Source organism: Pseudomonas sp. 05N433, assembly GCF_056396925.1.
Genome location: NZ_JBFTML010000089.1, coordinates 1 through 12,329, shown reverse-complemented (window position 1 = coordinate 12,329; position 12,329 = coordinate 1). Strand labels below are relative to the sequence as shown.

Here is a 12,329-nt window from a genome sequence, read left to right as displayed (position 1 = left end):
GTATAGGTCACGACACACTTGGGTGGGTCACCAATCTTTTTGAACACTGCTTCGTCGATCAAGATCTCCACGGGCTCGCCGGACTTCGCCTCATCCTCTGAAACCTCATGCTCAATCGACTCGCCGCCGCATCTTACGCGGATCTTGTCGAACGCTCGGGTCAGGGGATAGAAGGCCGTGCAGATCACACCTTGCCGGGCTTGCTCAGGGTATACACCGTCGTCCACCACCTGTGGCGGCAATACATTGATCCCCAGTTCAGAGTGCGACTCGTGATTACCTTCGAGATCTTTAAGACCTGGCCGTCGCTTGTGAAACCAGGCTCGCAACGTCGTCGACGAGTCAATGTTTTCCGAGCCGCGCCGGATGCTGTAGTAGATTTCATTGAGCCCGTCGAACAGCGCTTTTACCGGCAAATACAGAATGAAGCGTTTGTCGGTCAGTGACTCGACGATAGCGACCGACACTACAACGCCGTTGAGATAGAGGTCGATGTTGTCACCGACTTCCTGCTCCAGATAGCCGTCAACAAAGACTTTCACCCCTTCAGGGTAAAGGTAGGTCAGCGCCAGCGGAATCCCTCCATGAGCATTGATCGGGGCAGGTACGGTATCTTTCCAGCCTGGAATTCGTGGGGCGTAAAGGGTCAGCAGGTGAATGTCGGTCATCGCAGCGCTTCCTGTCAGTGACACCGCTCCAGGTGCAGAGAGGCTTCATTTATATGAGAGCGCTAAGGCCGGAGGCTTGGCTACTGTCATATCTGACAGGTAGGGACTGATTATCGCTACCGTCTGTCAGCTGGAGCTTCGGCAGTCTTTCTGCCGTACCAATTAGGCTGGTTCTACGAGTGCTGCGCACTCGAACGCAGCCTCGCAGGCTCGGCAGCTGCTACAACGAATGCGTCAGGCCGAGGTGGGCAGCCACAAACGGAACCGTGCGCCGCCCAATGGTGATGCCTGCGCGGTCAGCGTGCCGCCCTGCGCTTCCAGTGCTCGGCGGCTGATTGCCAGCCCCAGGCCAAACCCGCCTGTGGCGCGATCCCGACTGCGATCCAGCCGATAGAACGGCTCAAAGATCCGCTCCCGCTCTTCATCGGGAATGCCAATGCCATCGTCATCCACCCAGATCTCACAGCCTTTGGCGCACACCTGCACACCAATCTGAATCCGTTTCTCGCAATAGCGCATGGCGTTGCGCAGCAGGTTCTGGATCGCCCGAGCGGTCAATCTCGGATCCAGCGAGAAGCGTTCGAGCTGACCGTGCAGCAGCACATCAATGACGATTTCCGGTGACTCAAGCTCTTCATCGACGCTGCCCAAAATACTGTCGATGAATTCATCCAGCGACACCTCGACCTGATCCGGCAGCCGAGCCGGGTTTTGCAATCGGCTGTAGGACAGCAGCTCCAGCACCAGCTCATCCAGTTCGCGAATGTGCGCGACCAGGCCTTGCAGGCGTTCCCGGCTGGTGGACGGCAAGTCGTCGGACAGCGCCAGGGCCAGGCCGAAATCCAGCCGCGTCAACGGCGTGCGCAATTCGTGGGACACGGCGTTGAGCAAGTCGCGCTGCTGGTTGAGCAGGTTTTCGATGTCGCCGGCCATGGTGTCGAACACGTTGGCCAGGCTGCCGATGTTGGAGCTGGGGGAAATCTGCGTGCGCTCGCTCAGGTGGCCCTTGCCGAAGCGTTCGGCGGTGCTTTTCAGACGTTCCAGGTCGCGCCAGTGCGGGTGCAGCCACAACAACAGGCAGGCCAGCATCGTCGCACCGATCAGCACGTTGATGCTCCAGTACAACCAACTGACATCCGTGGGGTCCGGTGGCACGACCATCTCCACCACCATCTGCTCGTTCAACGGTGTCACCGCCAGGGTGCGCCAGCCCCAGTCGCCGATGCGTACCACGTTCTCCCCGCGCTGCAAGCGTTCGCGCTCATCCAGGGTAAATTCGGTATCGTCGTTGCGGGTCAAAATGATGTGCAGCGGCTGGAACTCCTTGTCCATCTCCGCCGCCAGCGCCGGCCACTGCTCGACAGGCACCGTACGAAACTGTTTGACGATCAGCGTTTGCAAACCTCGGGAGTAATCGAGGTTGTAGGTCACAAAACGCTCATGGAAGACCTTGATCACCAGGTCCGGCACCAGGTAGATCGCCGCGCTGAACGAAACGATGGTCACCAGGTACAGACGAAACAGGATTCTGAACATGGTTCAGCATTCCCACTCGGAGCGGCTGAACAGGTAGCCCTTGCCCCACACGGTCTTGATCTTGCGCGCCTCGCCGGCGTGGTCGTCGAACTTGCGTCGCAGTTTGGAGATGGCCACGTCCACCGAGCGGTCGGTACCGTTGAATTCGATACCGCGCAGGCGTTGCAGAATCTGGTCACGGCTCAGCACCTCGCCGGCATGCCGGGCCAGCACCACCAGCAAGTTGTATTCGCCGCTGGACAGCTCGACCAGTTGCCCACGCCAGGTCACAGTGCGCTCGGACAGGTCGATGCACAGGTTGCCCATGAGAATGCGGTCATTAGCGGTCTGTGGTTCGCTGAGGCTGCTGCGACGCAACAGCGTGCGTACGCGAGCCAGTAACACACGGGGCTCGCAAGGTTTGGTGACGTAGTCGTCTGCGCCCATTTCCAGGCCCAGCACCTGATCGTGGCTGTCGTCACGGGCGGTGAGCATCAGGATCGGCAACGTCGCCGAATCGGCCCGCAGCAAGCGGCAGACCTGCAAGCCGTCGAGCCCCGGCAGCATCAGATCGAGAATCACCAGGTCCGGCGGACTGACCCGCGCGCGTTCGCGTACATGATCGCCGCGGCTGATCACGCTGACGGAATAACCGTTGCGTTCCAGGTAGCTGGCAATCAGTTCCGAGAGCGCGGTGTCGTCTTCGACCAGGAGGATGTTGGGCATGGGTGTTTCCAGAAAGTGCTGTGGCGAGCTTCAGGGCCTCTTCGCGGGCAAGCCTCGCTCCTACTGTAGGAGCGAGGCTTGCCCGCGAAGGCGGCCTGACCGTCGCAAAAAGTTTCAAGCTGCGAAGGATATACGCCCTCACGCATACGCGAGCAAAACCCTTACACAATTTCACACAGCACCAACAAAGCTTCACCGCTACCCTCATCGACTCCCCGTAGGATGCGGGTAGTCATTATTGGGGTATTTCCATGTCAAAGAACCTGCTTGCCACGCTCAGCCTGATTGCCCTGGCGTTGACGCTGAGCGCTTGTGACCAGTCTTCGACCGCCGAAGAATCGGCACCGCTGGCCACGGTGCGCATCGAAACCGTCGAAGCTCGTCCTCTGTCAATCAGCAGCGACTTGAGCGGGCGGATTGCCGCGCCACGGATTGCCGAAGTGCGTGCCCGGGTTGCCGGCGTGGTGTTACAGCGGGTCTTCCGCGAAGGCAGCGACGTGAATAAAGGCGACGTTCTGTTCCGTATCGACCCGGCCCCCTTCAAGGCCGACCTGGACAGCGCCGAAGCCGCGCTGCGCAAGGCCGAAGCCAACGCGTTCCAGGCCAGATTGCAGGAGCAGCGTTACGCCCAATTGATCGAAGGCAACGCCATCAGCGCTCAGGATTACGACAATGCCCGAGCCAATGCCCGGCAGACCGCCGCCGATGTCGCCGCCAACAAAGCCGCGGTGGAGCGGGCGAAATTGAACCTCGGTTATGCCACCGTCACCGCGCCGATTTCCGGGCGCATCGGCCGCGCGCTGGTGACTGAAGGCGCGCTGGTGGGGCAGAACGAAACCACGCCGCTGGCGCTGATTCAGCAGTTGARCCCGATCCACGCCGACCTGACCCAATCGACCCGTGAACTCAACGATCTGCGCCGGGCCTTCCGCTCTGGCCAGTTAAAGGAAGTGGGCCAAGGCCAGGCCAAAGCCACGCTGATCCAGGACGACGGCAGCCTTTATCCGTTGCCCGGCAAGTTGTTGTTCACCGACATCACCGTCGACCCGGGCACCGGTCAGATCATTCTGCGCAGCGAGTTCCCCAACCCGGACCTCGACTTGCTGCCGGGCAGCTTCGTTCGCGTACGTCTGGAGCAAGCGTTCAATCAGCAAGGCATCAGCGTGCCGCAACGGGCCATTCAGCGTGACAGCGCCGGTGTCGCCCAAGTGCTATTGCTCGACGCCGAACAGCGGGTCGGCCAGCAACCGGTAGAGCTGGGCCCGGTGCAGAACGATCGCTGGATCGTCACCCGCGGCCTCAAGCCCGGTGACCGCATCGTCACTGAAGGCCTGCAACACGCGCGCCCCGGTGAGAAAGTCCAGATCGACAACACCCCTCTTCCACTTGCCCAGGTTTCTGGCCAGTAAGCAGGACGCTTTTTATGCCGCAGTTCTTTATCGATCGCCCGGTGTTCGCCTGGGTGGTTGCCCTGTTCATCCTGCTGGCCGGTGCGTTGGCCATTGGGCAGTTACCCGTGGCGCAATACCCGAACGTTGCGCCGCCGAAAGTCGAAATCTACGCCACCTACCCCGGCGCTTCGGCGCAGACCGTGGACGAAAGCGTGGTCAGCCTGATCGAGGGAGAACTCAACGGCGCCGACCATCTGCTGTACTTCGAATCCCAGAGCAGCCTCGGCAGCGCCACCATCACCGCGACGTTCCAGCCGGGCACCAATCCGGAAATGGCCCAGGTCGATGTGCAAAACCGCCTCAAAGCGGTTGAGTCGCGCCTGCCTCAGGCGGTCACCCAGCAAGGTTTGCAGGTGGAGAAAGTCTCCGCCGGTTTCCTGTTGCTGATCACCCTCACCTCCAGCGACGGCAAGCTCGATGACGTGGCGCTCAGCGATTACCTGGCGCGCAACGTGATGAACGAGATCAAGCGTCTGGACGGCGTCGGCAAGGCCCAGTTGTACGGCGCCGAGCGGGCGATGCGGATCTGGATCGACCCGCAGAAGCTGATCGGCTTCAACCTGACTCCGGCTGACGTCAACGCCGCTATCGTCGCGCAGAACGCTCAGGTTTCCGCGGGCAGCATCGGCGACTTGCCGACCCGTACCACTCAGGAAATCACCGCGACCGTTCTGGTCAAAGGCCAGTTGTCGACACCTGAAGAATTCGCCGACATCGTGCTCAAGGCCAATCCTGACGGCTCCAACGTGCGCATCCGTGATGTAGCGCGGGTCGAGATCGGCAGCCAGGAATATCAGTTCTCCACACGCCTGAACGGCAAACCGTCCACCGCCGTCAGTGTGCAACTGTCACCGGGGGCCAATGCCCTGAGCACCGCAACGCTGGTGCGGGCGAAGATGGATGAATTGGCGCGCTATTTCCCGGCCGGTGTCGAATACAAGATCCCGTACGACACCTCGCCCTTCGTCAAAGTCTCGATCACCAAAGTGGTTTACACCCTCGGCGAGGCGATGGTGCTGGTGTTTGCGGTGATGTTCCTGTTCCTGCAGAACATCCGCTACACGCTGATCCCGACGCTGGTGGTGCCGGTGGCGTTGATGGGCACGTTTGCGACCATGCTCGCGCTGGGCTTCTCGATCAACGTGCTGACCATGTTCGGCATGGTGCTGGCCATCGGCATCCTGGTGGACGACGCGATTGTGGTGGTGGAGAACGTCGAACGAATCATGGCCACCGAAGGCCTGTCGCCCAAGGAAGCGACGCGCAAGGCGATGAAGCAGATCACCGGCGCGATCATCGGCATCACCCTGGTGCTGGTGGCGGTATTCATTCCGATGGCGTTCATGCAGGGCTCGGTCGGGGTGATTTACCAACAGTTCTCGCTGTCGATGGCCACGTCGATCCTGTTCTCGGCATTCCTCGCCCTGACGTTGACCCCGGCGTTGTGTGCGACGCTGTTGAAGCCGATTGCCAAAGGCGAGCATCACGAAAAAGCCGGATTCTTTGGCTGGTTCAACCGGCGCTTCGAACAATTGACCGAGCGTTATCAGGGCTGGGTCGCCTATGCGTTGAAACGCACCGGTCGTTACCTGTTGATTTATGGCGTGCTGCTAGTCGGCCTGGGACTGTGTTTCAGTCGTCTGCCCTCCTCGTTCCTGCCGGTGGAAGACCAGGGCTACACCATCACCGACATCCAACTGCCACCGGGCGCGAGCAAGAATCGCACAATAAATGTGGTGGAGCAGATCGAAGCACACAACGCCACCGAACCGGGCGTCGGCGACAGCACAGTGATTCTCGGCTTCAGTTTTTCCGGTAGCGGGCAGAACGCTGCGCTGGCGTTCACCACGCTCAAGGACTGGTCGGATCGGGGCAGCGACGACTCGGCGAGTTCCATCGCCGATCGCGCCAACATCGCGCTGAGCCAGATCAAGGATGCCATGGCTTTCTCGGTGCTGCCGCCGCCGGTTGACGGTCTCGGCACCTCCAGCGGTTTCGAGTTCCGCTTGCAGGACCGTGGCGGCCTCGGCCATGCCACGCTGATGCAGGCGCGTAGCCAGTTGCTGGCGGCCGCCGAGAAGAGCCCGATCCTGATGAATGTGCGCGAAAGCGCCCTGGCCGAAGCGCCACAGGTTCAGCTGGAAGTCGACCGCAAACAGGCCAATGCCCTGGGTATATCCTTTGCCGACATTGGCAATGTGCTGACCACGGCGGTCGGATCAGCCTACATCAACGACTTTCCCAACCAAGGGCGAATGCAGCGAGTGGTGGTCCAGGCTGAAGGCGATCAACGCAGCCAGGTCGCCGATCTGCTGAAGATTCACGTGCGCAACAACGCTGAAAAAATGGTGCCACTGTCGGCCTTCGTCCGGGCCAACTGGACCCAGGGCCCGGCGCAATTGACTCGATACAACGGCTACCCGGCCATTAGCATTTCCGGCGAACCGGCGCCCGGTTACAGCACTGGCGAAGCCATGGCGGAAATCGAACGGCTGGTGGCGCAAGGCCCGGCGGGGTTGGGGCAGGAATGGACCGGGTTGTCGTTGCAGGAACGCTTGTCCGGTAGTCAGGCGCCGATGCTGCTCGGTCTGTCGCTGCTGATCGTGTTCCTGTGCCTGGCGGCGCTGTATGAGAGTTGGTCGATTCCGACCTCGGTGCTGCTGGTGGTGCCGCTGGGTGTGCTCGGCGCGGTCCTGGCTGTGACCCTGCGCGGGATGCCCAACGACGTGTTCTTCAAGGTCGGGCTGATCACCATCATTGGCCTGTCGGCGAAGAACGCRATCCTGATCRTSGAGTTCGCCAAAAGCCTGTATGACGAAGGTCATGACCTGATCGATGCCACGCTGCAAGCGGCGCGCCTGCGGTTGCGGCCGATTGTGATGACATCGCTGGCGTTCATTCTTGGGGTGGTGCCGTTGGCGATTGCTACCGGGGCCAGTTCCGCAAGCCAGCAGGCGATCGGCACCGGGGTGATCGGCGGGATGATCACGGCGACATTGGCGGTGGTGTTTGTACCGGTGTTTTTTGTGGTGGTGATGAAGTGGGTGCGCAAATCCGCCAAACCCCACTGACTCCACCTGTAGGAGCTGCCGCAGGCTGCGATCTTTTGACTTTGCTTTTAAAGATCAAGATCAAAAGACCGTCCGAACGCGGCCCGAGCCTTCGGCAGCTCCTACAAAAGCGACGTCGCGTGCGCTATGGTGCTGGAACGCACCATCAAAGTGAGTCTCCATGCCCTTCCTCGCCCGCACCCACCCTCGCCTGTCCGCCGCCGCCACCCTTGGCGTCGCGGCAGGCATTCTGGCTCCGGCCGACTCGATCCTCGGCAAAATCCTCATCGGCTGGAATGCCGGGGTCTGGACGTATCTGGCCCTGATCATCTGGCTGACCATGCGTTCCAAAGCCGACGACGTGAAACGCATCGCCGAAGTCGAGGACGAAAACGCCGGGCTGGTGCTGTTCACCGTGAGCATGGCTGCACTGGCCAGCCTCGCCGCCATCACCCTCCAACTAGCAGGCAGCAAAGATCTGGACACCTATCACCGGCTGTTGCACTACGGCTTTACCGGGATGACCGTGATCGGCTCGTGGCTGTTGATCGGGGTGATCTTCAGCGTGCATTACGCCCGGTTGTATTACACCTGGGAAGGCAAGGAACCTGCGCTGCGATTTGCCGAAGGGCTGACAACCCCCAATTACTGGGACTTCCTGTACTTCTCGTTCACCATCGGCGTGGCGGTGCAGACCGCGGATGTCGGCGTCGCCACGCGGGAATTGCGCAAGATCGTGCTAGCGCAATCGTTGATCGGGTTTGTGTTCAACACGGCGATATTGGGGTTTTCCATCAACATTGCCGCCGGTTTGTTCAGCTGACGACCGCCCCCTGCTCTGTTCAGCCTGGATACCAGCGTTTTGTGCCTGCATGCTGAGGCCATCCATTCACAGATTTTGACAGCTGTAACCTGTCRGGTTTGACAGTTTACAACCCGTCAGGAAAACGCTTCCATGGTGCATCCAGAGTTAGGGTCGGACGGCCTTTGGATACTTCCTTTTAGTGAACGGAGATCCTATTCATGAACGCTGTAATCAAACAAATCAGCTTTGCCCCAGGTAACTATGTTACTGCGAAGGCTTTCGCCAACACTGGTACACCCATCGAGGATTTCATTGCCACTTCCCGACTGATAGACCAGGTAAAAGTCGGCGTTCAACAACTTGATGCCGTACAGATTACGGCCATCGATCGACCCGCTTCGAATACTAAAGCCAAAAGCTATCCGGCACGTGAAATTATCATCATCCTCCCCAAGGACTACCCGGTGGGCAAACATGCGATCAAAAGCAGTCCCGATGTGGCACTCAGCTTTAAAGACGACACCGTGGTAAGTGAAGCCATTTCAGGCGAAATCGAAATCGAACCGGCTGTCGGCAGCGCTAACGTCAAAGCCAAGTTCAAGGTGAGCGTAGAGAATGCCGACGGAACTACATTTCAGCTCGATGGCGATCTTCAAGTTTTGAAATGATAACCGCTGTGTAAACCTTATTCAGGACGGGACACACAGTCAAAAAAAGGGAAGCCAGCGCAGACCGTGTGAAAACCTAGCAATCTGCTGGCCGGTTAAAGAAAATGCCCGTATCGCAAGATACGGGCATTTTTCTTATGCGCTATATCCAAGGTAAAAACCACGCCCAGACCGCACTGTTTCCAGTGTCGCTGGACGAACTTATTCCCGATGACCATCTGGTTCGCGTCATCGAAGCCTATGTTTCGCTTCTGGACTTTGAGCAACTGGGTTTCGACAAAGCCAGACCCAAGGCCACCGGACGTCCTTCATACGATCCTGCCGATCTGCTCAAACTCTATCTGTACGGTTATTTTCAGCGTATTCGCTCCTCGCGACGGCTCGAGGCCGAGTGTCAGCGCAATTGATGGTTAGCCGGCGATCCATCGTCGAACACCCTTTCGGCAATCTCAAGCAATGGCTATTTGGCAATGGCCGGTTCTTGCTGAGACAGCTGAAAGGCGCCCGAGCCGAATTGGCATTGGCGGTACAAGCCTACAACCTGAAAAGGGCGATCAAGGTGCTGGGAGCACAAAAGCTGATGGCGTTGATGGGCTGAGAGGCCCTTTATTTTTCAGATTTCAGAAAAGCAAATGCCCCGACAAGTCGGGGCATTTGCTTTAAACCGCGGCAGACTGCGTTTTCACACGGTCTGCCGCGCTTCCCTTTTTCATTCGCGTCAGAACTTGTAATGCGCCCCCATGTTCACGCCAAAGTCCTTGGTAACGCCATCGCCCTTGCTGGTATCCAGTTCCGCGTGTAGCTGCCAGCGGTCATTGAGGGTCCAGGATGCTCCGGCGGCAACCTCCAACCGGCTGCCGGACAAATCATTGTTGAATTTATTGTTATTGACGCGCACCTCATTGGTCTTCACGAACTCATGAACGCCAGCAACACGCACATGAGGTTGCAGGACGCTGCCGTCAGACAGCTTCATGCCACGTCCCAGCGTTACACCCGCCTTGCCGAGCATGGAACGTGTGGTGTCGGCGTCGACCTTCAGGCCATTGTCCAGACTGAAGTCCTTGCCTTGCACGGAGGCTGCCTGCCATTGAGTGAACACCTCTGCGTAATAGCCGTCCTTGAAGTCGATGCGCTTGCCGAACTCGACCGATGCACTGGCCCCCAGATTGTTGTAGTTGCCTTTGGTTTTGGTGTTATCGCTCAGTGCCACATTGGCTTCATTGCGGAAGTGATTGAGCTTGGCCACCGTATCCAGGTAATAGCCACTATCACCCAGCCAGGTGCCATAAACGCCGAGGGATGTACTGCCGATTTCACCGGAGCTGCCACGGCTCAGATCGAGATCGGATTTGCTGTAACCGGCAAACACACCCAGCAACACGCGCTCGCCCGCGATCTCCACCGGGGTATCGACCCCCATCGACAACCCGTACTGGCGCTGGCTATAGCCGTTCCCGTAGGCATTGTTGCCGATGCTGTACCGACTGCCGAAAGACCGGACCCATCCGCCGGTTTGCCCGCCATTGACACGTAGATCGCCCATCCGGTTGTTCAATAGAGCCATTTCGCCGTAGGTCACCGCAGGCGTCGTGCCGGTAATCGCCAATATCGAGCGGGTCGGTGTGCTGACGACTTCCTTGTCGGGCTGCAAGTACCAGTCATTCCCGTCCTTCACCAGTCTATAAGTGAACGCCCCGACATCGACCTGGTTGTTGACGAGGCCGTATTGCGCGTTTGAAGCAACGCTCTGCACCACCTTGATCGAAGCATCATTGACCGGATCGAAACCCGAACTGCGAACCAGCAACTGATGATCGCCGGCAGCGCTTGCAGTGATATTCAACAAATCACTGATGCCCTGGTTGAAATCGGTACTCATCCTGAATGTACCGTTGCCCGCCAGGTTGGCCACGTTCAGTTGAAAATATTCCTGATTAGTGCCTAATCGGACTCCGCCGCCATTGCTGAGTGTCAGGTTGTTCACCGACTGGCTGCCGGTCATCTGCCAGAGCGCCTGATTACTGATGGCGAAATTGGCGACGTTGTTCACTTGCCCCGTCAGGCTCGCCCCGTTATCCAGTGTCAAGCCAGAAGCACTGCCCGTCGCAGCGTTGACGTTGCCGGTCATGATGCTCTGGTTGTTGATGGACACGCTGGCGACATTGTCCAGGTTACCGCTCAGTGTCGAACCATTATCAAGCGCGACACTTGAAGCACCCAGCACGTTACCGGTCATACGTGCCTGATTATTTAACACGGCGGTCGTGACGTTTTGCAGGTCCCCGGTCAACGATGCATTGTTCTGCAGCGTGACGTTGGCGGAACTGCCGGAAGCCACCGTTACATTACCGGTCAATGCGCTGTTATCCACAAGGAAACCAGCCGAGGCGCCTCGCCTGACTTCCAGCAACGTATTGTTGCCTGAGACCAGGCTCGAGCCATTACGCACTTCGATGTTGGCCACGGTCGGAAAGTTCGGCGCGTTGATGCCGACCACTAACGCCGACCCTGTCTTGCCTTCGACACGGGTAGCGTCCAGAACGATGGTGGTTGGAATGACAGTCGATACTTGCGTGTCGGTGCCCACCGTCACGCCATTGAGGCCGCCGGTGATCGTACTTCCGGTGGCCGACAGTGAACCCTCCAGCATCCGAATCCCGAAACTGGTGGCGCCAGTCCCTTCAACAGTGGAATTTCGCAGATTGAGGACGCTGAACCGGTTGCCCGCGATACCTCCTTGCAAACCTCGAACGACAGACCCATTGCGCAATGTCACATTCGAACCACCGACGCTGGCGACGTTTCGTACCGCAGAGATGCCGATGCCGGTGGCACTGTTGACGCTCGAGTTGTCCAGGTTGGCGCTGGCGTTGGTCAGGGAAATACCTGAACCCGTTGCGGCGCTGACGTTTGAGCCAGTCAAGTTGAACACACCACCAGCAGCACTGGTCATCTGCAGTGTTGTGGCATTGGTGGCGTTCAACGTAGCGTTGCTTTGAAGCTGCCAGGTTTGCAGGGGTGTCGTGGCGTCGATGGCTTGAGTGGTGCCCGCCGGAACAGTGGCAGCCTGAGTCATCGATGAATTCATCAGAAGAGGCATCAGGGTTGCCACCCAGAAGCTGATCGATGTTTTCAAAAAAGGAAATTGCGACTTTGGCAACATAGTTAAGTCCTACTCGATTGCATTCCATCAGGAACGAGTTTCCGACTCAAACGGTGTGCGAGCCGGACTAAAACGGTCGCCAGACTACGGATAACTTTCCCGGGGATATGTAGGATCAATCTCCGTCTTTGTACGATTTATCCCCTTGCGTCGTAAGCTCGTACGTATCTGACTTCACCTCCTTGGATGAGGACGACAATTGCTGTCGCCCTTATCCTGGGAAGTTTCATTCGAAGCGCTGCTGATCCGTTATCAAGGACGGTTCTGCTCGCAATACACC

General features: G+C 58.6%; 8 protein-coding genes and 2 pseudogenes. 6 read left to right on the top strand and 4 right to left on the bottom strand.

The genetic code is table 11. The features are described 5' to 3' along the window. From AC1DIS_RS28890 to AC1DIS_RS28880, 3 genes are all read right to left on the bottom strand, one after another. Positions 1-668 (bottom strand): hypothetical protein (locus AC1DIS_RS28890; RefSeq protein ID WP_477781258.1); only part of this gene is annotated, 668 nt, incomplete at its 3' end. A 234-nt stretch (positions 669-902) separates the two neighbouring features. Continuing rightward, a complete protein-coding gene (locus tag AC1DIS_RS28885; protein WP_477743133.1) occupies positions 903-2,204 on the bottom strand; it encodes an ATP-binding protein in 1,302 nt (433 codons plus the stop codon). A 3-nt stretch (positions 2,205-2,207) separates the two neighbouring features. After that, the gene (locus AC1DIS_RS28880) at positions 2,208-2,909 is read right to left on the bottom strand and encodes a response regulator (RefSeq protein ID WP_018929113.1); all 702 of its coding nucleotides are present in this window, start codon (positions 2,907-2,909) and stop codon (positions 2,208-2,210) included. Between the two features lie 251 nt (positions 2,910-3,160). Between AC1DIS_RS28880 and AC1DIS_RS28875 the strand changes: the two genes are divergently transcribed. From AC1DIS_RS28875 to AC1DIS_RS28850, 6 genes and pseudogenes are all read left to right on the top strand, one after another. Next, positions 3,161-4,318: an efflux RND transporter periplasmic adaptor subunit gene (locus tag AC1DIS_RS28875; RefSeq protein WP_477781257.1), complete on the top strand. Its 1,158-nt coding sequence runs from the start codon at positions 3,161-3,163 to the stop codon at positions 4,316-4,318. A gap of 14 nt (positions 4,319-4,332) precedes the next feature. After that, a complete protein-coding gene (locus AC1DIS_RS28870; RefSeq protein WP_477781256.1) occupies positions 4,333-7,431 on the top strand; it encodes a multidrug efflux RND transporter permease subunit in 3,099 nt (1,032 codons plus the stop codon). Positions 7,432-7,591: 160 nt separating this feature from the next. Continuing rightward, the gene (locus AC1DIS_RS28865) at positions 7,592-8,233 is read left to right on the top strand and encodes a DUF1345 domain-containing protein (RefSeq protein ID WP_019649642.1); all 642 of its coding nucleotides are present in this window, start codon (positions 7,592-7,594) and stop codon (positions 8,231-8,233) included. Between the two features lie 200 nt (positions 8,234-8,433). Beyond that, positions 8,434-8,883, top strand: coding sequence for a hypothetical protein (locus AC1DIS_RS28860; protein ID WP_086944331.1), 450 nt, complete (start codon positions 8,434-8,436; stop codon positions 8,881-8,883). A gap of 137 nt (positions 8,884-9,020) precedes the next feature. Next, positions 9,021-9,287: pseudogene (locus AC1DIS_RS28855) on the top strand (transposase); the annotation flags it as partial. Between the two features lie 2 nt (positions 9,288-9,289). After that, positions 9,290-9,481 (top strand): annotated as a pseudogene (locus AC1DIS_RS28850) (transposase); the annotation flags it as partial. A 120-nt stretch (positions 9,482-9,601) separates the two neighbouring features. On the opposite strand, the gene AC1DIS_RS28845 reads toward AC1DIS_RS28850, so the two are convergent. Then, a complete protein-coding gene (locus tag AC1DIS_RS28845; RefSeq protein WP_225609187.1) occupies positions 9,602-11,962 on the bottom strand; it encodes an autotransporter outer membrane beta-barrel domain-containing protein in 2,361 nt (786 codons plus the stop codon). Positions 11,963-12,329: the final 367 nt, after the last annotated feature.

Excerpts from the sequence above, each read along its gene's own strand:
- AC1DIS_RS28865 (WP_019649642.1), top strand. The coding sequence starts at position 7,592 with ATGCCCTTCCTCGCCCGCACCCACCCTCGCCTGTCCGCCGCCGCCACC.
- AC1DIS_RS28845 (WP_225609187.1), bottom strand. The coding sequence starts at position 11,962 with ATGACTCAGGCTGCCACTGTTCCGGCGGGCACCACTCAAGCCATCGAC.
- AC1DIS_RS28860 (WP_086944331.1), top strand. The coding sequence starts at position 8,434 with ATGAACGCTGTAATCAAACAAATCAGCTTTGCCCCAGGTAACTATGTT.
- AC1DIS_RS28880 (WP_018929113.1), bottom strand. The coding sequence starts at position 2,909 with ATGCCCAACATCCTCCTGGTCGAAGACGACACCGCGCTCTCGGAACTG.
- AC1DIS_RS28885 (WP_477743133.1), bottom strand. The coding sequence starts at position 2,204 with ATGTTCAGAATCCTGTTTCGTCTGTACCTGGTGACCATCGTTTCGTTC.